The following is a 21,850-nucleotide window of genomic DNA, read 5'->3' on the forward strand; positions in this document are numbered from 1 at the left end:
TGAAGCCTCAGTATCCACTTAACGAGACAAAAGCCCTTCAAAAGCTGCCTGTGCTTCATAACGTACTTTCTCTTCGTCAATGGTCAGTGCTGCCCCATGTTTAATGACTTGCTGTCCATTTACCCACACGTGCTCAACATCTTTTGCCCCTGCTGAATACACTGCATGCGAAATGAAATCGGTTCTTGGTAGAAAATGAGCCTGCTCCGTATTAAGAGCTATAAAATCAGCTTTCATTCCCTGTACCAATTTTCCCGTATCGTTAAGAAAAACTGATTTAGCGCCATATTCTGTACCTAGCTTTAATGCTTCCAAAGCAGGAATCGCGGTCGGATCACCAGATACCCCTTTATGAATCAACGCGGCTAAACGGATCTCCTCAAACATGTCGAGGTTATTATTGCTGGCTGCACCATCTGTACCTAGTGAGACAGTAACTCCTGCTTTGAGCAATTCAGGTACCCTAGCGATCCCGCTAGCAAGCTTCAGGTTACTACCAGGATTATGAGATACCCCTACCTGGTGAGCACTTAAAATTTCAATTTCTTCATCCGTCAAATGAACGCCATGCGCAACAAGTGATGGGCGTGAGAACATCCCCATATTAAGCAAATGCTGAACTGGACGTACACCAAAATCTATTACGTTCTGCTCAACTTCAGCCTTAGTCTCCGACATATGAGTATGTATCGGCAAATTTAAGTCATGAGAAGCCTGTACAAACTTTTCGAAGAAATTAGGAGGACAAGTATACGGCGAATGCGGTGAGATCATAGTTGTGATTCGTCCGTCAGCTTTGCCGTGCCAGTCTTTCGCAAAACTCACAGCTTCTGCTAGCTTTTGACGTTGCACATCCTCTGGGCACAGCCCAATTGCTCCGCGCATCAGAACGGCACGAATACCTGACTCTTCCACTACTTTAGCTACTTGGTCCATTTGGTCGTACATATCTAGAAAGGTCGTTGTTCCACCTTTGAGCATTTCTAGCACGGACAAAGAGGTTCCCCAATAGACATCACTACCGGTAAATTTGGCTTCCATTGGCCACATTTTATCTTGAAGCCACACTTGAAGGGCTAAATCATCCCCATACCCACGAAGTAACGACATCGCCGCATGACCGTGCGTGTTAACCAAACCTGGAAGAAATAAAAGCCCCTTCCCATCAAAGATCTCTGCGCCTTCAGTTCCCTCAGGCAATTTTTCACCGATATAGGTAATCAAATCGTCTTCTATCAACATATAACCATGAAGCACAGGGCAAGCATCATTCATGACCGCAAATGTCCCGTCCTTGATCAATAATTTATGACTCATCAGATAAATGTTCCTTTCCTTCTAGATAGTAAGCCAAGCTGAGTAGATCGGTTGTAAAATCTGCACCATGAATTCGAATTTCTGGTGGAACCTTAAGGATAGTCGGAGCGAAATTCAAAATCGCCTCAATTCCAGCTTCAACCAGCACATCCGCTACACGCTGAGCTTCCGTGTCTGGAACCGTTATAATTCCGATGCGAATGTTATTTGCCTTTACCGTCTCCTTTAATTCCTCAATCGGCTGTACGGTAATATTATTAATTTGGGTACCTATTTTCGATGGGAATGCATCAAAAATACTAACAATTTTCATGTTATCTTTCAAATATGCATTGTAATTGGATAACGCTTGCCCTAAGTTACCTGCTCCGACCAAAGCTACGTTTATTGGCTGGTCTAAATTCAAAATTTGACGTATTTTCTCGATTAGATAAGATACATCATAACCAATCCCTTTTCGACCAAAATCTCCAAAATAGGCAAGATCCTTACGAATTTGAGCAGGGTTTAAAGCCAGTTTCTGACCAAGCTCCTGTGAAGAAACCGTCGGTACTTCCCGCTGACTTAATTGATTGAGAAAACGTAAATATACGGGTAGTCTTCGTACTACCGCATCTGAGATTTTTTCTGATTTCATGCCTTTTTCCTCCTAATCCGCTAATGAAGAACCCTCTTGTTCTTCAGCAATCAGCCATTCCGAAATACGAGGAACCATCTGTCCAAGTGGCATATGCTCCATCTTCGGTCCGGGTAATGAATATAAAAAGTATTTTCCGTAGTAGGATTCCAAGATGCGCGTATCATAAACAACCACAATTCCTCGGTCTTGCGAAGAACGGACCAATCGTCCAAAGCCTTGCTTAAAGCGGATTACCGCCTGAGGCACAGACAATTTCATGAACGGGTTCTTCTTCTCCCTCTGAAGCCGTTCACTCTTCGCTTCAATCAATGGATGGTTGGGAGGTTGGAAAGGCAAACGGACGATTGCCAAGCTTGTTAAAGCTTCGCCTGGAATATCCACCCCTTCCCAGAAACTGCTCGTTCCGAGCAGTACGGAGGCACTCTGCCCCTGAAATCTACGGGTCAGTTTACTACGATTGCCACTATCCATACCTTGACCTATAACTGTGATGCCCTCAGAAGATAAAAGCTCTTTAAGGGGATCATAGACCTGCCGTAGCATTCGGTAAGATGTGAATAATACCAGCATACGCCCCCGAGTAACGATTGCTGTGTCGGCAAGAGACTGTACAAGCGTACTGACAAAATGATCGTCACCTACGCTTCCCTTAACACTTGGAAAATCCCTTGGGATGACTAGTAATGCTTGGTCCCGATAATTAAAAGGGGACGGAAGCATCGATGTAAACAGTCGATCCTCGGAGGCAGCCTCCTCAAGTCCAAGTTGTTCAATCATATATTGGAAAGATTTATCGACCGACAAAGTGGCCGAGGTCATCACAACACTCTTCTTTTTATCAAAGAAATATGACTTTAATTGTGCACTCACATCGATCGGAACGGCAAAGATTTGTAAGGACCGACTACGGTAACTACCGTTGCCCTCAATCCAATACACTGTCTCGTCGTCATCCAGTTTGATGAAGAAACGTAGTCCTTCACGTTCATTCGCGGCATCTTTCAATAAACCGCTAATGTCCGTCATTAAACCTTCGGCGCCAAAATCATCAGATTCATCTTTGATTTCACTCAGTATACGTTCCCCTTTGCGAATAACATCGCCCAAAGCAACATAAATCTGGTTCTCCAAATCAGCAGCAACATCCCATTCCTTAGGCTTCTTGTTTGGAAGCAATCGAAGAACGAATTGACCAGGATCTCCTGGAGCCGCATCACTACGGTCAGGCATGAGAGTGAAGAGCATCTCACTCAATTTATCCCAATTCTCCTTCACCTCGATTAGAGAGTGATACATGCTATCGATCAAAGAACACCATCCTGAAGCTTTTTCGTTCTTCGCACTCTGGAGTAGACCTCTAAGATTGGGTAACTGCCCTGTCTTGCTATCTTTATACAGGCGAGTCAAGGTATGCACAACAGTAAAATACTTTAATTGAAGCCCTAAATGTTTACCTGCAACATCTTCCAAGTGATGAGCCTCATCGATAACAAGTCGCTCGTAACTCGGCAGTAATTGATGCCCGGCTTGAATATCGGTGAACAATTTCGAATGGTTCGTAATGACGACATCAGCGATTCCAGCTTCATGTTTAGCCCTGTGGTAATAACATTTACGAAACCATGGGCAAGCACGTCCAAGGCAAGAATCTGATTCACTGGCTACGGTCTCCCAGAAGTCTCCGCCTCGATTGCCCATATTGAGCTCTTCATCGTCCCCGGTTTCGGTTTGCGTCAGCCATACGATCATTTGTGCGGCAATCATGACATCTTCTTTGGGTGTTGCAAAGTCTCTTCTGTTAATTTTATGTTCAAATTTTCTCAAACACAAATAATGCTGTCTACCTTTAAAAACTGCAGCCCGAAACGGAAAAGGAACCACTTCTGTCAATAACGGAATATCACGCTCTCGCAGTTGCTCCTGGAGATTAATCGTATGCGTACTAACCATTACCTTTTCATCTTGCTTCACGCTATGATAAATGGCAGGCAAAAGATATCCAAGTGACTTGCCTGTTCCTGTTCCAGCTTCAACCAAGAGATGCTTGTCTTCCTGAAACGCTTGCATCACTTCATTTTGCATGATGTTCTGCGCTTCACGTTCTTCATATTGCGGTAATTTGGCACGCAGTCGCTCCCGAATCTCATCCATAAATTGCTCAAATGTCATCATAGACAACGGATTACTGTCGATACCATATCTTGGAGGAATCATCTCCATCCAATCATCTACTTGCAGCGCATATTGGCGATAATAAGTGAAGACATTCGGATTAGCATCAAATTGCCGTTCCTTCTCCTGTAACATGGCATCAAAAAACCAGCCTAAATCGCTATCTTCACCTGCAAATAGATCTGACAATCGTTGCAGAGTGAGCAGCGGCAGACCGAAAATTTCCTCCAGACACTTTATAAAAATAAGAGCTGTAGCCAAAGCGTCGCTATCCGCCTGATGTGGACGATCATGCTGTACTTCAAATTCCGAGGAGACTTGACCAAGTTGGTAAGAAGTTAGCGAAGGAAAAATAATTTTCAAAAAGTCCATCGTATCTAGAATTCGACCGGTAAAAGGTAAATATCCTGTCTTATCCAATGCGCTCTGCAAATAATTAAAATCAAAGGCCACGTTATGACCAACGAGCACTACATCATTAAGCAAAGGAACCATTTCCATCATGACCATATCAAGATCTGGCGCATCCTTAACATCATCTTCTGTTATGCCTGTTAATCCCGTGATAAACGGTGGAATGGCTACGTTCGGCTTAACATAGGAAGAATATATCTTGGATACTGAGAGATCTTCATCTATAATGGCAAGCCCCACTTGAATTATCTCATCGGAGGGCTGGTTACCCGTCGTTTCAAAATCGAGTACGGCATATTTCATTAGTTCATAAGTCCCTTTCATTGCAGTCTCTTTTACAGCATAACAGAAGAATGCAATTTTGAAAATTAGTGCACACGTAACCTACATTTCAACAAGTTACAACGGTTACACAATGATTAATTCAATTATATAACAAAGCGATGCGCTCCGCTTGTCGGATGATCGCATCGCTAATGGAATGACTTTTCCTTTATGTTACAACAGCGATGTCAATTGATTCCCAAATTGTAGCTTACCGGAGTGGTGCATACAAACCTCCAAATTAGCCAATGGTTCGGGCAGAGATGGATCGCTGTGATGTGCCATCGTGAAGTACTCTTTCGCTTTAACACGTACTCCTCGATTCGCTTCAATACATCCTAATGCATTATAAATGATTGCTCGCAAACGGTTATTAGCTGCTCCCTTTAGTACACTGTGAAAATGATTAACTGCATCCTCTAGATGTCCCATGTGAAGATGGCACATTCCCATATAAGTATGCGTGAGAAAACTGTCAGGGAATTGTTCAAGCGCTTGATTAAACTGCCCTTGTGCTTGTGGATACATTAACAGCTTGTAATATCCTTGACCTTTGATAAATGCGTCATTCTTCATGACTAAATCTTGGGACTCAAGTTTTTGATTTTCTTCAGGACTGCCCCAATTTTGGCGCATAATGCCCATCTTTTCCTCGAAACAAAGCCATTCTTCAATAATGCCGTCACTCATATGCTTGAGCAGATTCCATTTATGACCCAAATCTTGTTTTTGCACACCTTGGGCCATCGGGTAATGCCGACTAATTTCATCAAGCATCTCGTTCATTTCCGCAAATACATGCTGAAACATCATTTGCACCCCACCCTTAACGAAGATGAACTCAGTAAGAACCTTAAGTTCATTTTCTGTTACCGGAGCACTTTTCATTCCCGAAGGTATTAATTGCATATCCAATTCAAATGATCGTTTAATACCACGAAATATTAGCGAACAGTCGAGTGAAGCTCCTGATCCGTTTTCTCAACAGGATGATTATTCTCTCCTACAAACACCACGGTAGGTTTATGGCTTCTTAATTCCTCTGGAGACATCTGTGCGTAAGAAATAATGATGACATTATCGCCTGGTTGTACCAATCTTGCCGCTGCTCCGTTCAAACAAATGACTCCACTTCCGCGTGGTCCTGGAATTACGTAAGTTTCTAGTCGTGCACCATTATTATTGTTAACGATCTGCACCTTCTCATTCTCCAGCAGATCAGCAGCCTCCATCAAGTTCTCATCGATCGTAATGCTACCAATATAATTTAAGTTGGCTTCAGTTACAGTGGCACGATGGATTTTTGATTTCATCATTGTTCTATACATGGCTTATAACCCTTTCTTTGTTAGAATCACATTATCAATAAGTCGTGTCTTCCCAAATCGAACGGCAAGCGCGATCAAAATATCCTCATGAGCATCTTCCGTAGAAAGTCTATCTTCCAATGGTGTCATACCTGGAAATTGGACAATCTCCACATAATCGATCTGAGATAGGGGTTCTGATTGGATCGCCTGTATCAGATCCTTTCTTAGCTCACCAACGGTAGTTCGCTCATTTTGTTCCACTTTTTTCTTAACCAGCTGAAGACTTCTTGATAATACCAGAGCAGCCTTGCGCTCCTCAGAACTCAAATATACATTTCGTGAACTAAGGGCAAGCCCATCCTGTTCCCTTACGATAGGGCAAGGCACAATATTAACATCCATATTGAGATCCCTTGTCATTTGGGTGATCACTGCTACTTGCTGTGCATCCTTTTGTCCAAAATAAGCATTATCCGGTGAAACAATGTGGAGCAATTTACCCACAACCGTCGTTACTCCGTTGAAATGACCGGGTCTAGATGCGCCACATAATCCTGCAGTCAATTCATTTACGGAAATCGTTGTCTTTGTTGGGTTTGGATACATCTCTTCTACGCTAGGAAGAAAAACCGCATCTACACCTTCACGATCTGCCAATGCCAGATCTTTATCTGAATCACGTGGATAGGTCTCAAAATCTTCACCCGGTCCAAATTGAATGGGATTCACAAAGATACTCAGCACCACGAGGTCGTTGTGCTTACGTGCTTCTGACAATAGACTGGCGTGCCCTTCATGTAAGAATCCCATGGTAGGGACTAAGCCAACCTTCAGATTCTGGCCCCCTTTGGCAGCTCTAAATCGCTCATCCTTCAAATACGTTCTTAAACTCGCGATTTCCGTAAATACCTTCATGATTCTGACTCCGCCTTCCCTTTACCGTAAAGTTGATCGATAACTCCTTCTTCAGCTGCAAATACATGAACTTCTGCTGGGAATGCCCGAGTCTTCACTTCATTCACATATTCTGAAATCCCATTACGGATTTGTTCACCAATATTAGCATACGTCTTAACAAAGCGTTTCTCCCGATAATCAGACGTATACTTAAGCACATCATGAAATACCAATACCTGTCCATCGCACCCTCGTCCTGCCCCGATCCCAATGGTTGGAATGGAAATTTCCGCCGAGATTGCTGCAGACACTTCCTCCGTAACAAGTTCAAGTACGATAGCAAATACTCCCGCTCGTTCAAGTGCTTTTGCGTCTTCAATTAAGCGGCGAGCATCCTTCTCATCTTTCCCTTGAATACGGTACCCGCCGATTTGATTGACCGATTGAGGCGTCAGACCGATATGACCTAATACAGGCACACCCGCTTGTACAATGGAATGTACCGTTGGAGCAATTTCTGCCCCACCTTCCATTTTGACTGCATGAGCGTGACCTTCCTGCATAAGACGCCGTACATTCCGGAACGTTTCATCCAAACTTCCATGATACGTCATAAAGGGTAAGTCCGTTACGATGAAAGTATGCTCAGCTCCCCGCGCTACCGCACGAGAATGATATACCATATCATCCAATGTTACGGGAACCGTGGAATCATAGCCTAATACAACATTTCCGAGAGAATCACCAACCAATATCATATCGATACCAGCCTCTTCTGCAAGCTTGGCTGAAGGATAATCGTATGCTGTAATCACCGTTATCGGATTTGCATCTTGCTTCATTTTTTTAATTTTCACAATATTTAGCGCTTGTTTGCCTGCCATTATTACCCATCTCCTTTTCGATTTCTACATCAAATGACTTTAGCGCCCACGACAAAAAAACCTTTTAGTTTAGGCACTAAAAAGGTCCGAAATCCAAAGAAGAGTCACTTTCATTCGTCCCTTCTGTCTCGGTCCTCTTCGGCTCAGAGCAGAATCCAACGTTACCAATAAACCAATTTACCTAATATTCAAACCAATTGCAATACTGTCATGAGTGCAGTTTAGAGTTCTAATACCGCCTCGTGCCAACAGTATAACAAATAATATTAAATATTTCATCAACCAAGTTGTACTTCCCCAGAAAAAATATTGATGTTCTGCCCGTCATTACTTTTCAATATCAAAGCTCCTGAAGGATCTAACCCATCAGCAGTTCCTTGTATTTCACCACGAGCTGTCTTAACCGTTATTTTCTTGCCAATTGTAACGGATAATGCTTCCCATAGATGTCCAATCGGAGTAAATCCTTGTTCAAGATATAATTCATATAATTTTTCGAACTCGTTCATAACTGCACCTATCAACAAGGCGCGATCACAATCTCGACCACTCTCAATCTTGAGTGATGAAGCTATTCCCTTTAAGTCCGCCGGATAATCCTCAATACCCAAATTGACATCGATCCCCATACCCGCAACACAATAACGGATTAACTCATCTTCACCAACAGATTCAATCAGAATACCGCATACCTTACGTCCATCGACCAACAAATCGTTGGGCCATTTGATTCCAGTATTCACGCCAGTTACTGCACGTATGGCGCGACAAACCGCTACCGCACATAACAAGGTGAGCTGGGGAGCACAAGATAGCGGGAGTTCCGGCCTTAGCAACAAGCTCATCCATATACCTTTACCCGCCGGAGAGAGCCATTTACGCCCGTGTCGACCGCGTCCACTCGTTTGCTCCTCGGCAATAATAAGACTGCCTGAAGGGGCACCTTGTTCGGCAAGCAGGCGCATTTCCTCCTGTGTCGAGGTCGTCACATCAATTAACTTCAATCGTTGTCCGAACGAATTGGTTTTCAATGCTTTAATTACATCGGTATATTCTAACTTGTCTGGCTTACTGACCAGACGATACCCCCTGCGTGAAATGGCTTCAAACTCATAGCCCTCCAAACGCAGCTTATTGATTTGTTTCCAAACTGCAGTCCGGCTGATTCCAAGACGCCGGCTAATCTCTTCACCGGAAATATACTCTCCCGGAGTTTGCATCAACATATCCAGTAATTTGTTATCTTCCACCTAGGTTCACCACGGCTTTCGCTTGTTCCAACAATAACTCTTTCTCGTTGGGTATTTCACCCATTGCAACACTAAGTAACCACTGTTTCATTAGTTCCCCTAGCCAAGGTCCGGCCTTTTTGCCAGTGATGAAGAGAACCTCACTTCCACTTACAGCCAAATCCTGCACGCTATGTACAGTAACACCTTCGTGCCACTTACATGTTAACTCCAAGGCACGAAGCTCAGTCCCACTCCTTGTTGTATCAAGCATACAGCATTCCCTAAGCAGTATAGTTTGGCGCTTAAGCCACCTTGCAGCCACGGGTTTACCAAATCTGACTTGCAACTGAACCCAGTTTATACGAAGCTGCTCTTCATTCTGCAGACTGATCTTTGATCTTATCTCGCTCCAGGCCTCATCGAACAAGACGATTTCTGAAGTGCTTTGTGCGACAGAATTGGAGAATGTCCAAGCTTTCATAAGACGGGATACTTCAGCACCAGAAATATCCAGGCCTTGCACTAACAACGACCAACGTATCTCCGAATCTTCTTCCTGAACATATACAATAGCCTCAAGTAGGTCTCTTCGTAGCTCACTAGGTAAAATAACGGGGACTTTAACGTAATGGAGTAACCCACTACGCTCAATCAAGGCCAGTCCACGGAGAGGATGTACACCAAGCACTATTTTCTCCAGTTCAACACGTATACGCTCCATAGCAATAAAAGACAGCTTATCTCTGCCCTCAAGTAATGCACGCCACATACTCTTTACTGGACGAAATGCGAAGTTAGCGGTGAAACGAATCCCCCTCATCATTCGTAAGGCATCCTCATCAAAACGTTCGGCAGCAATTCCTACACAGCGAATGACACCTAACTCGATATCTTCCCGACCATGAAACGGATCAATTAGCGTACCATCTATATCACGAGCGATCGCATTCATCGTAAAATCACGGCGCTGCAAGTCCTCCGTGATATCATCCACATATTCAACACTTAAAGGGCGACGATGATCTCCATAGGATGATTCCTTACGGAATGTCGTCACCTCAAAATGATAATCTGCCATTAGAACAGTAACTGTACCGTGCTGTATCCCCGTTGGTACTGTACGTTCGAACAGCTCAATCACCTGTTCCGGATTTGCCGAAGTTGCAATATCCATATCATGTACTGGACGCCCCATCAACTCATCACGTACACAGCCTCCCACAAAGTACCCCTGAAAGCCACTCTCAAGCAGCTTTCGAAGTACCTCCTCCCCCTGACGTTGCATCAGGGGGTCTACCTGTTTCCATGAAATCATCTTCAACAAGCCTCCTTAGCCACAAGCCGGGTTCAAAAGAGGTGCTTTCTGACCAAGTACCCGATAATAAATCGATTCATACTGGGACATGATCGCTTCACTACTAAATTCATGATTTGCACGGAATAAACAAGACTCTCTTATTTCCTTTGCAAGCTTCTCGTTCTTCAACAATAAAACACAATAATCTGCCATTTGACGCGTAACACCGATTGGAGCAAGAAAACCTGTCTCGCCGTGTGTGACCAGTTCTGGAATCCCTCCAGCTACACTGCCAACCGTTGGTACACCACAAGCCATCGCTTCCAATGCTACAAGCCCAAAGCTCTCCTTCTCCGAAGGAAGGAGTAAAATATCAGCCATGGAAATAACATGTGCGATATCATCTTGCTTCCCGAGAAAATGAACCCGATCTTCTAAGCCCATTTCTTTAATCTTAGATTGAATCTTAGGAAGTTCAGGCCCTTCTCCTACAAATAAAAGGCGTGATGGAACCTGCTCATTTACCATTTTAAAAATATCTACAACGTCGCTTACCCGTTTGACCGGACGAAAGTTAGAAATATGCATGAGCACTTTTTCTTCCGGCTGAGCGAAGTCGCTACGGCATTTGCTGGCGTCACGCGGATGATACACCCTTTCATCCACAAAATTGTAGGTCAAATCGATATCTCTTGTGATATCGAGTACTTCTCTAGTTTCCCTCATTAAATCACGAGATACACTGGTTACTGCATCACTCTCATTGATAGCTAGACGGATCAAGTCCTTAAGCGATTCGTCTTGGGCAAGCACAGTAATATCCGTTCCATGAAGGGTAGTCACTACCTTTAGCTTATCTCCGACCATTTGTTTCGCCAGGAATGCGCAGACCGCATGGGGAACAGCATAATGGACATGTAAGATATCCAGCTGCTGCGTCTTGGCTACTTGGGCCATTTTTGTCGCCAGCGATAAATCATAAGGCGGATAACGGAATACATAATAATCACTAACATCTACTTCGTGATAAATGATGTTTTTATGAAAGCTACCCAGCCGAAAAGGGACACTATGAGATATAAAATGAACTTCATGCCCTTTCTCGGCGAGAAGCTTGCCGAGCTCAGTCGCCACAACCCCCGATCCGCCAAGCGACGGATAGCAGGTAATGCCAATTTTTAAGAATCGGTCCATAAACCGGGGGCCTCCTTTTGTATCTTGCTTAATCTTATTTTATGTGCGAATAGGCCCAAATAGATTCACCACGTAAGGTGACTTCACGGCAAAACCTTCGGCGTATGGAATTAGCTTCCTTTGCCCAAGCAGGGCATCCCTTGCCTTAACGCGCTCTACATATCCTTGATTCAAAGGGGTCAGCGCTACATCTTGATCTGGTGAAACCTGTCCAAATTGGGATTGATAACAGCCTAGTGCCGCTTCTTTCTTCCCATAATAATCGGTTACATCTACGAGCAAATCTGGAGTTTTCCAGTCATTAATGAAATAGAAATACAAATCAGGCGCAGGAACTGCGGGTTGCTCCGGCATATAACGACGTAGCTTTGCGTTAAACACAGCTTCCTCTACAAGCTTACTGCATGCAACATGGTCCGGATGACGGTCTTCCCAATAAGGAGCAAAGATGACACTTGGAGCATGAAGTCGAATGACCTCCGTGACAGCTGCAACATGATCAGGTGTGACATACAACCCGCGATCAGGTAGTCCCAAATTGCAGCGCATCGTAACTCCTAGCACTTCGGAAGCTGCAGCAGCCTCCTTTTTGCGCAATTCAACATTACCATTAGAAGATAATTCAGCTGCTGTCAGGTCGCAAATACCAACCTTTGAACCTGCAGCGACCTGTTTAGCTATCAATCCGGACATCCCAATCTCTGCGTCATCAGCATGTGCACCAAAAATTAGAATATCTAAATTCTCACTCATTAGGATAGCTCCGGCTTATGTAATTCAACTAGCTCGCGCCAACCAAAATCACCACGGTCAAGTGCACGCACCAGAATTTCTGCCGTTGCCATATTCGTAGCAACTGGAATACCGTGAACATCACAAAGACGAAGTAATGCTGTAATATCTGGTTCATGTGGTTGAGCTAACAATGGATCACGCAGGAAAATAACAAGGTCCATCTCGTTCTGTGCAATTAACGATCCGATCTGCTGATCCCCTCCAAGCGGTCCAGACAAGAAACGGTGAATGGTTAAGTTTGTGTTCTCCATAATTCTCAATCCAGTAGTTCCTGTAGAGTAAAGCTTCTTATCCTTAAAGACATGTTCATATGCAATAACAAAGTTGACAATATCTTCTTTCTTCCGGTCATGTGCAATAAATGCTATATTCATCATCAATCATATCTCCTTATCAGTCCACAAAATGTTCGAATCCATATATCATTCCTTTATATTCTAGCACTTTCTTAATTGCTAAGTTAACCCCTGGCATATACCCAGACCGTTCGTATGAATCGTGGCGAATTTTCAGTGTTTGGCCAAAACCACCAAAGATAACCTCCTGCTGTGCAAACACACCCGGAAGACGAACGCTATGGATGCGGAACCCGTTATAGTAACCACCTCTTGAACCATCTATCAGTTCTTCTTCCTGTGGATTACCTTGACGAAGTTCCTTCCGATTCTCAGCGATTAACTCAGCTGTCTTAACCGCTGTCCCCGAAGGAGCGTCTAATTTCTGGTCACCATGATACTCGATGATTTCCAAATGAGGAAAATATTTAGCCGCTTGCGCAGCAAATTTCATCATCAGAATAGCACCTATAGAGAAATTAGGAGCTATCAATCCCCCAATCCCACACTCACGGCACTGCTTGTCCAGATCCTCGATTTGCTCTGTGGTAAATCCTGTCGTACCAACAACTGGTGACACACCATGTTTTATTGCCAGCGTGGTGTTACTATATGCCGACTGAGGTGTAGTAAAATCTACAAGCACTTGTGGTCTACTCTCAACCAACGCCAACTCCAAATCTTGACTTAAAGTAATACCACAAGGTGGCAATCCAACCAGTGTCCCTGCATCCATTCCCTCTTCTGTTATGTTAATCGCCGCTACTAGTTGAAGTGTCGGATCTTCCAATACCATCTTCACAACTTCTTTACCCATCCTGCCAGCAGCACCGGCAACAGCTACTCTGATATTTTCTGACATAATATTAATTCCTCACTTCCTCTAGATTGGTGATTGACCACTGCGATCCTTAAACCGTTGCTCTATAGCGGTACTGGTCAATTCCTTTGATTGTAATCGAATATAGGCTTATATTACTACAGCATATGAAGGCCCTGCCTATTCGGTGTCCTTTTTACTCCAGCGATTAGCGTCACGAGTTGAAAATTTGTGCATCACTTTATCATGCGCTTCAGCCAGGTCGATTCCCAGTGAATTTGCGAAACAAATAGTAATGAACAAAATATCACCCAGTTCAAGTTCAATGGAATTATCCGGTTCACTATCTTTCTTGGGCTTCTCACCATAAGTATGATTCACTTCACGTGCAAGCTCACCAACTTCTTCACTCATACGAGCTAACATGCTTAGCGGGCTAAAATAACCCTCTTTGAATTGGGAGATGTAATCATCGACTTCGCGTTGCAGTTCTGCAAGAGATTTTTCTTTCAATAATAGGGCCTCCCGTCAAGTTGTCAGGTTTTAAACCTATGTTATCGTAAAGACGTTTTGAAAACAAATCATTTTTTAATGTATTTAAAAAAAGGTATACTAAGGAAGAATGCACACAATATAAGAGATACTTCAACATTTTAAGCAGGTGAGGGATTAAATGAATACTAACAGGTTAACCAACTATATCAAACCAGTGCTGGCAATATTACTTGGTACCGCGATCTATGCTTTCGGGCTACTCTATTTCATTATACCCAATAAATTGATGGAAGGCGGGGTTACAGGGGTTACTATTTTACTAAATTATGCCTTTAATATCTCCCCCTCACTCTCGAACTTTGTTCTAAACGTCCCACTATTTCTTGTAGGGTGGAAAATTCTTGGTGGACGCCAGATCGTATATACTGGAGTTGGAATTTCATCACTTACATTTTTTCTGTGGTTGTTCGAAAGATTGATTGAAACCGGATGGATCGTTCCGTTTACAACTGAACGTGATTATATCCTCGTTTCTTTATATGCTGGGGTAACTTTAGGAGCTGGGCTTGGCATTGTGTTCCGTTTCGGTGGTACAACCGGTGGTTCTGATATCGTAGCACGAATATTAGGACGTAAGTATGGATGGAGTATGGGACAAATAATCCTCAGCATCGATATCATTATTATTGGACTATCACTTATATACATTAAGAAGGAAAACATCCTTTATACACTTGTTGCAGTATACATAGCCTCAAAAGTTATCGATTTTATTCAAGAAGGAGCCTATTCCGCCAAAGCCTTCACCATTATAAGCGACTACGCTCCTGAAATTGCGGATATTATTACGAAGGATATGGAACGTGGGGTTACTCTAATTCCAGCTATCGGCGCATACTCCAAACAAGCCAAACATATGGCATATTGTGTAGTATCCAGACAGGAGATAAGACGTCTAACCACAATCGCCAAATCAGTCGATCCTAGGGCATTCATCATTATCAGCGAGGTACATGATGTTCACGGTGAGGGATTTAAAGAAGAATAAATTTGGGTTTTTAGTACAATTTCCGCATCCAGGTAGGTGATCAACTATACTTGTACTTGAACTGAAGGTTCCACCGTTTCCTCTGCTAGCAACGGTCGGTCATACGTTATGGCCACCCGGAGTGGTACATGCCAAACGTCAATTTAACGTATTTGACATCATCATATGTATCAATGGCACACTCTATATGGAGGAGAACGGGATTCAATATGACATCGAAGAAGGCATGATGCTGGTACTTGAGCCTGGAAAGGAACATCGCGGCTACCGTCCGACCGATGCTGATACCGAGGTTTATTGGATTCATTTTCAATATCCCCCGACCTCGAAACCGATGCTCGTCGAGAAGAATAATTGGCAGCAACCTTTGCTGAACCGAACGGATCAGGATACCGAGGCACATCCGGGCATGGTGGACGTTCCCAAGTTCACTGCCATAGATTTGCGTATCATTAGACCGCTTCTAAAGGAAATGATAAAAGTACATAGCGTGCTTTCTGCGTACCGCTCCTACGAACTGCAAACTTTATTCGGCCGCTTTCTCATGGAACTGCAAAACGGCATGAGAAAGAGCAGCCCGCAAGCCCGCTCCCTTTTTCTCGGCGAGAAAGTAGCTTCCTATTTGGCAGACCACCTGGAGTTGCCCTTTGACTCCATACAAATGGAAAGCGACCTGCACTACCATTTCGATTATTTAGCGCGCTGTTTGAAGCAGTATTCAGGAATGAGTCCCCTGCAATATAGGCATCATCTTCAGATTGAACGTGCCAAACAACTATTGGTGCATTCGGAACTACCCCTGATCGAAATCGGTGAACAATGCGGATTTCGTGATAATAACTATTTTACGCGCCTGTTCAAACGCCAAACTTCATTTACGCCAGGAGAGTACCGAAAGCGATATCAGTTCATTGTTATGGATTAACAATAATACGATTCATGCAAAAAAAACGGCAGCCATGTATGGGCTGCCGATTTTGCATTTTATTCCTTCCTCAAGTCCGTGGACTAAATCACTTTCTAAACAACCAGTTTTCAGGAATAGCTTGAAGCTCTTTCGGCTGCCGAAATGTTTCTCCGATTTCCTTAAAGCGGTCCATAACATTTGTATCCAACAACCCATGTTGATTTGGGGCACCATTTAATAAGAATGTCACGTTGTGTTTGTTCGCATCAAGAACTTTGTCCAGTACCCAGTCAGTTGTTTTAAGCTCCATCGTCGTATCCGTCGCTCTCCAGAACCACGTTTCCGTCAGTATATTACAGCTCGCCCCTGGGCCTGCAAACGAGTCCTCTATTTCTTGCCCGGCAGCATTTTCATAAAAAACAATATCCGTATGATCCAGAGTGGATTCACAGCTAATATTCATCAATAAGCATTTCGGCTGCAATCTTTTAACTAAATCATTAATTTCGTCGAAAGGAAGGTCCTCATAATTAGGTCCACCCCAATGAGCGTTCCAGCCGTCAATAATCAGAAATGGAATGTCGCCATAACTTGTTAGCAATTCCTCGATTTGATTTTTTATAAACTGTTTATCATCTGGAGTGCATTTTTTCCGGCCGATTTGATGGTGCAGGTCCAGCATTGAGAAATAGAGACCCGCATCAATCCCTTCCTGCCTAAACGCATCAAGATATTCCTTGACAACATCCCTAGGACTGGTTGCATTTCGGATGCAGTGCTCTGTATACCGAGTAGGCCATAAGCTGAATCCCTCATGATGCTTTGCGGTCAGTGCAGCAAATTTCATTCCCGCGGATTTGGCAGCCTTCGCCCATTGCTTGCAATCCAGTTGGTCCGGATTCCAAGCCTTTGGATCGAATGGGAATCTGCGAGGTTCATCTTGATTCTCATGCCCATATTCCCAATCTTTCATCTCCGTTTCGGCAAACTGAAATGTAGCGCTATTAAAGTGAATAAACATTCCAAGTCTTTGATTCACGAACCATCGTTGTCTTTGTACCAAGTCTTGATTATCCATAAAATAACCTCCTCAAGTTATCTGGTAATAGTTCACCATCATATGATATCTACCACTCTAATGGATTATCATCCTTGATACATCTAACAAAATCGATATTATATCGTACAATTTCTACATTTATTCATATCATCTTCAAATGGCTGCCATGATAAAATAAAAAAAATGACATTCCAAACTAATAACTGTTTGATGTCATTTTTATTCTTATGTTGAGAAGTCGAATATCAACAGCGAAAGTAAATAGTTACAATCGATAATGATTATAGCGGTCTTCTTCTCTTTTAACTGAAGAAACGTTCTGGTTGGCACGATATTTACGGAATCCCGCGTATGATAAAGTCAGAACGATCCAGCCCCCGATTAGAGTGCTCCAGTACCAAGGATTATCATACCCTGTAATGGGTAAGAACACCGGCTCGTCCGCCCTGCGACCAAACAGCTCTTTCAACATACCCTCACCAAGATCAAGCGCGTGTTCTAGTGCTCCCATGTCTAATGTCTTATCATTACTCAGTCTTTCAACATAAGACAGCCATGATTCAAATTTTGTGATTTCTGCTGGATCACGAGCAATGATTGCTGCAGAACGAATTACCTCATAACGGTCCTTGAATTCCTGAAATGCCCCCCGTAGTATCGTAGGTTCTCCACCCGTACGTGCTTTCTCCATGCTCTGAAGATTATCTGCCATAACTTTGTAATACTGAAGCCATAAAGCCCCTTCACGATGATTCAGGCTATTCACAGCCAGTCTCAGCCTTGCTGACGTCCCAGTCCATTCATCTTGTGAAACTTCCACTCTAGCTAATGTCTCCCTAGTATCCATAATGCTCTCCGCTAGCGCATGAATCCCTTCCACAGACGTTAACCCTTTGAAAGACAGTCCCTCAAGAGCGTCGATGAGGATTTCCATCGCTTCTAGTGCACCCGGTGCGTTACCTTGTTGCATATTGTTATAAAGGCGTTCTGCCGCCGTCTCAAGTCTCTGTAGTTTCTCAGTCCGCTCTGACTCTGCGCTTCCCTTTGCAGCAGTTCCTACAGAGAATGCTTCAGCGTAAGATGGCACGGCTAAATAACTCCATAACAGGAATACCAGCACCGACAACAATCCGATCCTTTTCCTATAGCTCACGAACATCCCTCCTTACCATTCATGGTATGGCAGGCTGTCCACAGTTAGAACTCTAGTTCAGGTTCTTTTTGCATGTTTCAATGTAATCCATGCAACTATCACACTCGCAACGGTTAGCAGTACCGTGAAGACCATAACATTACCTACATGATCGTAAAGAGTTTGCGGCAACCAAGGATACACATCAAAAGTGTAATCCACTGTATCATTTAATAACGTCCAACATCCAGCACCTAGGAGCATCAACGTACCGAATTTAAACATACGCACAAATAATAGCGCCTCTATCGCCATAGCCAAATGAGAAACGACCAGCATCCAGTCCTGCCACACCAAATCATCACCTAAATAAGCACCCGTGAATATCATTGATACTGCCCAAACGCCATATTTAACACTCGTAACAACAGCCAACGCTTCTATTAATGTACGTAATCTACCAAATTGAGCTAACGCCCCCGGAAATAATAGAAACAATAATGAAAGTGTGAAGAACAAACTTGCCGTTGGGCTATCTGGAACGAAAACGATCTGCCAATGGGGGTGGTTTAACCACGTGTCCCGAAGCTGATCACCATACCATATGTATCCATATACCGTTCCTAATAAATTAACTATGAAAAACAACCAAAGCATAGACCGACTCGATAAAAACGCTCGGCTCCAAAAGAGAGACAACCGCAATTTCATTCCCCTTCCCTACCACTTTCAGGTAAATTAAAAACCTGATCGTTATTACGATCAGGTTAAGATAAGTATAATTTTACTGTTCCGCTTTTTGTTTAGCAAGCCAGTCCGCCAAATGATCAATATCTTGATCACTCAGACCAGCAGCTATAGCGTTATCATACATCTTAGGCATCTTGTTATTGTAGCCTTCTTTAATGATAGTGAGGATTGCTTCCTTATCATGCTTATCACCGACACCACGTAGCGACGGGCCACTTGCCCCTTTCAAATCAGCCGCATGGCATGATATACAAGTTGCTGTCTTATAGGTTTCCATTGCAGGATCATCTTTGTCCACGATCGCAATTTCTTTTTGCTGTATTGCATTGGAAGTCGGAAGCCCCTTTTGCCTATTCTCTATAGCTTTCTCTTCGCGCTTGATATGCTCTGGCTTATCACCCGCTAATTTCAGCTCATGTTGGTAATGAGTCCAAGCGAAATTGGTCAGGTATACTACCGCCGCCAATGACAGCAACATCAAGGACGATGCAATAGGTCTACGATAGAAACGGCGTTCCTTACCGCGGTCCAGAAATGGCGCGAGCAGTAAACCACCAAATGCAGCCGTTGGAATACCCGCCGTCCCTAGAACTACCCAATTCCCGGAAGCATATGGATACTTTAGATACTGGTACAAGAAGAGAAAATACCAGTCCGGCATAGGAATGACCGAAGCACTTGGATTAGCCGGAAAACCGAGAGGTGCTGGTTCCGAAATGGTTAGTACAAGAAATCCAACAAGCACAACCACCCCTACCATCCACTCTTTCAGTAGAAAGTTAGGAATAAACGCTTCTGATTTACCAGGGTAAGCTGTGTAATCGGGAGGTGTAATAAAGCCTTTACCTTCTCGAACACGCGAATCACCGACAAATACGACCTTTTCTTGCGACTTTTCTCCGTGAGCCATGTAAATGCCTCCCTTCATCTTATTATGGTGAGTCGACTTCCTCTTAAAGTGGTCCAGAAATTCCTTGTCTGCGGATCATAATAAAATGTCCCACCAATAGGATAAGCAGCACAGCTGGAAGGAAGAACACGTGAATTGCAAAGAATCTAGTCAATGTCTCAGCTCCAACGATAGTACCGCCTTGGAGCAGCTCTTTCAAAATCGGTCCCAAGACTGGAATCGAATTGGCAATCTCCAATGTAACCTTCGTTGCAAAATAAGCTTTATTGTCCCAAGGCAACAAGTATCCCGTCAAACCAAGTCCGATCATAACGAAGAAAATGAGCATACCTACAACCCAGTTCATTTCTCGAGGTGCTTTGTATGAACCCGTGAAGAATACACGAAGGGTGTGGAGGAACATCATAACGATTACCAGACTCGCTCCCCAGTGATGCATGCCACGAACAATTTGTCCGAAAGCCACCTGGGTTTGTAAGTACTCGACACTCCCATAAGCATTGATAATATCAGGAACGTAGTACATCGTAAGGAACATCCCAGATAAAATCTGAATAACGGTAATGAAGAACGTCAATCCACCAAAGCAATATACAAATGCAGAAAAGTGATGCGCCGGGTTTACATGCTCTGGTACTTCATGGTCCGCGACATCCCTCCAAATCGGCGTGATATCAAGACGTTCATCGATCCAGTTATACAAGTTTTTAAACATCCTATCTACGCCCCCTTATTTCACGATCGTGTTCGGAATAATATCCCCGAGCAAAATCCAATCATTTTCCAGCTTCACACGGTATTCATCAAGTGGCTTAGGTGCAACCGCAAGTTGCTTGCCCTCTTTTGTATAGTGCGCACCGTGGCATGGGCAGAAGTACTGCTCTGGAAGATCCTTATTCTTGTTCCAACCAACCGTACATCCCAAGTGCTTACAGATCGGTGAAAGCGCATAAATTTTGCCGCTCTCGTCTTTACGTATCCAAGCCGTAAGTGTTGCTGTACTGAGATACCATCCGTCTTGCTGTTTGAGTTCAAAAGTAAACTCCTGAGGTTCATTCGTTATTTTGCTAGCTTCTACTACTTTTACGTAAGTACCTTCGCCCTTTTGCTGTAGAATCGGGTCCACAGCAAAACGAACCATCGGAAGTGCTACACCGCCCATCATAAAAGCAGTTGCGCCTCCCAAAGTATATGTAAGAAATTGCCGGCGGGACATTTCCTTACGACTAGGCGGTTCATGCGATGATGAATGTTGGTCGTTTTGATTGCTCATTACTTTCTCCAACCCCCTTTGCCAGCCAATTCATTTTCTTGTTTACAATGATAAATGTCACTTTAGTTAGGATTTCATATTAATAATATATTAGCGTTCAAATAGCGTCAAGAATTTCCAGTTGACTTTCCCTACCAAATAAGCAGATCCATCTAAAAATTGTCGATATTTAGACACATTTACACTACGCCTCCACTTTGCCAAATAAGCTGAATTTTGTCCTGAATTCCCGTTTTCGAAAGTGATGATTCAGATCCCGTAAATCCTTGCGGTGTAACGACTAGATCGATATTTGACAGTGATAAATCTAGCAGATTAACATCAGCTGATATAAGGAAAACAAACTTGAAGCCGGACGACTTGACATTGTGACAAATTTCATTTATAAATTCGACTATATTTTCTCTTCCATACTGAATAGAAGGGTATGTAATCGTTCTCCCCTTAAAGGGAATTTCCACTAAATCCAATATATCCCTCAGCCTTTCCAAGGCCTCGGTTACTTCATGTGGCTGCTCTTTCCCCGTAAGCCCAGTAACTGGAATCAGGCAGGTATCCAAATATGGTCTTAATTCATCCCACGAAGATGATTCTACTTCACTAAACTTCATGCTCATACCCCTCCCTTTATTCTCCTCATTATA

Annotated in this window: 23 protein-coding genes; 2 read left to right on the forward strand and 21 right to left on the reverse strand. The window is 43.5% G+C overall.

Annotated elements, in window-relative coordinates; genetic code table 11:
• Positions 1-18: 18 nt before the first annotated feature.
• The 14 genes from IEW05_RS11820 to IEW05_RS11885 form a co-directional block, all read right to left on the reverse strand.
• Complete coding sequence (locus IEW05_RS11820; protein WP_373285796.1) at positions 19-1,317, reverse strand: amidohydrolase; 1,299 nt, start codon at positions 1,315-1,317, stop codon at positions 19-21.
• Positions 1,307-1,954 carry a redox-sensing transcriptional repressor Rex gene (locus IEW05_RS11825; RefSeq protein ID WP_188538924.1) on the reverse strand — a complete coding sequence of 216 codons (648 nt, stop codon included), beginning with the start codon at positions 1,952-1,954 and terminating at the stop codon, positions 1,307-1,309. Before IEW05_RS11825 ends, IEW05_RS11820 begins: the two co-directional genes overlap by 11 nt.
• A gap of 12 nt (positions 1,955-1,966) precedes the next feature.
• A complete protein-coding gene (gene dinG, locus IEW05_RS11830; protein ID WP_188540836.1) occupies positions 1,967-4,846 on the reverse strand; it encodes an ATP-dependent DNA helicase DinG in 2,880 nt (959 codons plus the stop codon).
• A 195-nt stretch (positions 4,847-5,041) separates the two neighbouring features.
• Positions 5,042-5,755, reverse strand: a complete 714-nt coding sequence (locus IEW05_RS11835; protein WP_229753352.1) for a tetratricopeptide repeat protein — start codon at positions 5,753-5,755, stop codon at positions 5,042-5,044.
• Positions 5,756-5,811: 56 nt separating this feature from the next.
• Positions 5,812-6,195 carry an aspartate 1-decarboxylase gene (gene panD / locus IEW05_RS11840; RefSeq protein ID WP_188538926.1) on the reverse strand — a complete coding sequence of 128 codons (384 nt, stop codon included), beginning with the start codon at positions 6,193-6,195 and terminating at the stop codon, positions 5,812-5,814.
• Between the two features lie 3 nt (positions 6,196-6,198).
• Positions 6,199-7,092: a pantoate--beta-alanine ligase gene (panC, locus tag IEW05_RS11845; RefSeq protein WP_188538928.1), complete on the reverse strand. Its 894-nt coding sequence runs from the start codon at positions 7,090-7,092 to the stop codon at positions 6,199-6,201.
• Positions 7,089-7,958, reverse strand: a complete 870-nt coding sequence (gene panB / locus IEW05_RS11850) for a 3-methyl-2-oxobutanoate hydroxymethyltransferase (protein WP_188538930.1) — start codon at positions 7,956-7,958, stop codon at positions 7,089-7,091. The genes panC and panB overlap by 4 nt, the downstream gene beginning before the upstream one ends.
• 278 nt (positions 7,959-8,236) lie before the next feature.
• Positions 8,237-9,208, reverse strand: a complete 972-nt coding sequence (locus IEW05_RS11855; RefSeq protein WP_268238727.1) for a biotin--[acetyl-CoA-carboxylase] ligase — start codon at positions 9,206-9,208, stop codon at positions 8,237-8,239.
• Positions 9,198-10,505 carry a CCA tRNA nucleotidyltransferase gene (locus IEW05_RS11860; protein ID WP_188538931.1) on the reverse strand — a complete coding sequence of 436 codons (1,308 nt, stop codon included), beginning with the start codon at positions 10,503-10,505 and terminating at the stop codon, positions 9,198-9,200. Before IEW05_RS11860 ends, IEW05_RS11855 begins: the two co-directional genes overlap by 11 nt.
• A 15-nt stretch (positions 10,506-10,520) precedes the next feature.
• Complete coding sequence (bshA, locus tag IEW05_RS11865; protein ID WP_188538934.1) at positions 10,521-11,681, reverse strand: N-acetyl-alpha-D-glucosaminyl L-malate synthase BshA; 1,161 nt, start codon at positions 11,679-11,681, stop codon at positions 10,521-10,523.
• A 39-nt stretch (positions 11,682-11,720) separates the two neighbouring features.
• Positions 11,721-12,434, reverse strand: a complete 714-nt coding sequence (gene bshB1, locus IEW05_RS11870; protein WP_188538936.1) for a bacillithiol biosynthesis deacetylase BshB1 — start codon at positions 12,432-12,434, stop codon at positions 11,721-11,723.
• Positions 12,434-12,853, reverse strand: coding sequence for a methylglyoxal synthase (gene mgsA, locus IEW05_RS11875; protein WP_188538938.1), 420 nt, complete (start codon positions 12,851-12,853; stop codon positions 12,434-12,436). Before mgsA ends, bshB1 begins: the two co-directional genes overlap by 1 nt.
• A 16-nt stretch (positions 12,854-12,869) precedes the next feature.
• Positions 12,870-13,673 carry a 4-hydroxy-tetrahydrodipicolinate reductase gene (gene dapB / locus IEW05_RS11880; RefSeq protein ID WP_188538940.1) on the reverse strand — a complete coding sequence of 268 codons (804 nt, stop codon included), beginning with the start codon at positions 13,671-13,673 and terminating at the stop codon, positions 12,870-12,872.
• 138 nt (positions 13,674-13,811) lie between these two features.
• A complete protein-coding gene (locus tag IEW05_RS11885; RefSeq protein ID WP_188538942.1) occupies positions 13,812-14,144 on the reverse strand; it encodes a nucleotide pyrophosphohydrolase in 333 nt (110 codons plus the stop codon).
• Positions 14,145-14,304: 160 nt separating this feature from the next.
• On the opposite strand from IEW05_RS11885, the gene IEW05_RS11890 reads away from it, so the two are divergent.
• Together IEW05_RS11890 and IEW05_RS11895 are read left to right on the forward strand one after the other, a co-directional pair.
• Entirely contained in the window at positions 14,305-15,174 is an 870-nt protein-coding gene (locus IEW05_RS11890) for a YitT family protein (protein WP_188538944.1), read from the forward strand.
• A 121-nt stretch (positions 15,175-15,295) separates the two neighbouring features.
• Entirely contained in the window at positions 15,296-16,099 is an 804-nt protein-coding gene (locus IEW05_RS11895) for a helix-turn-helix transcriptional regulator (protein WP_188538946.1), read from the forward strand.
• 88 nt (positions 16,100-16,187) lie between these two features.
• Here IEW05_RS11895 and IEW05_RS11900 read toward each other — a convergent pair whose 3' ends face one another.
• The 7 genes from IEW05_RS11900 to IEW05_RS11930 all read right to left on the reverse strand — a co-directional run bounded on the left by IEW05_RS11900 (position 16,188) and on the right by IEW05_RS11930 (position 21,817).
• Positions 16,188-17,159, reverse strand: a complete 972-nt coding sequence (locus IEW05_RS11900; RefSeq protein WP_188538948.1) for an alpha-L-fucosidase — start codon at positions 17,157-17,159, stop codon at positions 16,188-16,190.
• A gap of 247 nt (positions 17,160-17,406) precedes the next feature.
• Entirely contained in the window at positions 17,407-18,294 is an 888-nt protein-coding gene (locus IEW05_RS11905) for a sporulation protein YpjB (RefSeq protein ID WP_229753353.1), read from the reverse strand.
• Positions 18,295-18,351: 57 nt separating this feature from the next.
• Positions 18,352-18,978 (reverse strand): DUF1405 domain-containing protein, encoded by a 627-nt coding sequence (locus tag IEW05_RS11910; RefSeq protein WP_188540839.1) that lies wholly within the window; start codon positions 18,976-18,978, stop codon positions 18,352-18,354.
• Positions 18,979-19,057: 79 nt separating this feature from the next.
• Complete coding sequence (locus IEW05_RS11915) at positions 19,058-19,933, reverse strand: menaquinol-cytochrome c reductase cytochrome b/c subunit (RefSeq protein ID WP_188538953.1); 876 nt, start codon at positions 19,931-19,933, stop codon at positions 19,058-19,060.
• Between the two features lie 43 nt (positions 19,934-19,976).
• On the reverse strand, positions 19,977-20,648 hold the full coding sequence (gene qcrB, locus IEW05_RS11920) for a menaquinol-cytochrome c reductase cytochrome b subunit (RefSeq protein WP_188538955.1): 672 nt from the start codon (positions 20,646-20,648) through the stop codon (positions 19,977-19,979).
• Between the two features lie 15 nt (positions 20,649-20,663).
• Positions 20,664-21,206, reverse strand: coding sequence for a Rieske 2Fe-2S domain-containing protein (locus tag IEW05_RS11925; protein WP_188538957.1), 543 nt, complete (start codon positions 21,204-21,206; stop codon positions 20,664-20,666).
• A 179-nt stretch (positions 21,207-21,385) separates the two neighbouring features.
• Positions 21,386-21,817, reverse strand: a complete 432-nt coding sequence (locus IEW05_RS11930; protein WP_188538959.1) for a DUF2487 family protein — start codon at positions 21,815-21,817, stop codon at positions 21,386-21,388.
• Between the last annotated feature and the right edge of the window lie 33 nt (positions 21,818-21,850).

Source organism: Paenibacillus segetis (assembly GCF_014639155.1).
Lineage (GTDB): Bacteria > Bacillota > Bacilli > Paenibacillales > Paenibacillaceae > Fontibacillus > Fontibacillus segetis.

Bases quoted from the DNA above. Each gene is read 5' to 3' on its own strand.
- IEW05_RS11835 (WP_229753352.1), bottom strand. From the start codon at position 5,755: ATGAAAAGTGCTCCGGTAACAGAAAATGAACTTAAGGTTCTTACTGAG.
- IEW05_RS11930 (WP_188538959.1), bottom strand. From the start codon at position 21,817: ATGAAGTTTAGTGAAGTAGAATCATCTTCGTGGGATGAATTAAGACCA.
- IEW05_RS11915 (WP_188538953.1), bottom strand. From the start codon at position 19,933: ATGGCTCACGGAGAAAAGTCGCAAGAAAAGGTCGTATTTGTCGGTGAT.
- IEW05_RS11820 (WP_373285796.1), bottom strand. From the start codon at position 1,317: ATGAGTCATAAATTATTGATCAAGGACGGGACATTTGCGGTCATGAAT.
- panD (WP_188538926.1), bottom strand. From the start codon at position 6,195: ATGTATAGAACAATGATGAAATCAAAAATCCATCGTGCCACTGTAACT.
- dapB (WP_188538940.1), bottom strand. From the start codon at position 13,673: ATGTCAGAAAATATCAGAGTAGCTGTTGCCGGTGCTGCTGGCAGGATG.
- mgsA (WP_188538938.1), bottom strand. From the start codon at position 12,853: ATGATGAATATAGCATTTATTGCACATGACCGGAAGAAAGAAGATATT.
- IEW05_RS11900 (WP_188538948.1), bottom strand. From the start codon at position 17,159: ATGGATAATCAAGACTTGGTACAAAGACAACGATGGTTCGTGAATCAA.
- bshB1 (WP_188538936.1), bottom strand. From the start codon at position 12,434: ATGAGTGAGAATTTAGATATTCTAATTTTTGGTGCACATGCTGATGAC.
- IEW05_RS11825 (WP_188538924.1), bottom strand. From the start codon at position 1,954: ATGAAATCAGAAAAAATCTCAGATGCGGTAGTACGAAGACTACCCGTA.
- bshA (WP_188538934.1), bottom strand. From the start codon at position 11,681: ATGGACCGATTCTTAAAAATTGGCATTACCTGCTATCCGTCGCTTGGC.
- panC (WP_188538928.1), bottom strand. From the start codon at position 7,092: ATGAAGGTATTTACGGAAATCGCGAGTTTAAGAACGTATTTGAAGGAT.
- dinG (WP_188540836.1), bottom strand. From the start codon at position 4,846: ATGAAATATGCCGTACTCGATTTTGAAACGACGGGTAACCAGCCCTCC.
- qcrB (WP_188538955.1), bottom strand. From the start codon at position 20,648: ATGTTTAAAAACTTGTATAACTGGATCGATGAACGTCTTGATATCACG.
- panB (WP_188538930.1), bottom strand. From the start codon at position 7,958: ATGGCAGGCAAACAAGCGCTAAATATTGTGAAAATTAAAAAAATGAAG.
- IEW05_RS11925 (WP_188538957.1), bottom strand. From the start codon at position 21,206: ATGAGCAATCAAAACGACCAACATTCATCATCGCATGAACCGCCTAGT.
- IEW05_RS11890 (WP_188538944.1), top strand. From the start codon at position 14,305: ATGAATACTAACAGGTTAACCAACTATATCAAACCAGTGCTGGCAATA.
- IEW05_RS11860 (WP_188538931.1), bottom strand. From the start codon at position 10,505: ATGATTTCATGGAAACAGGTAGACCCCCTGATGCAACGTCAGGGGGAG.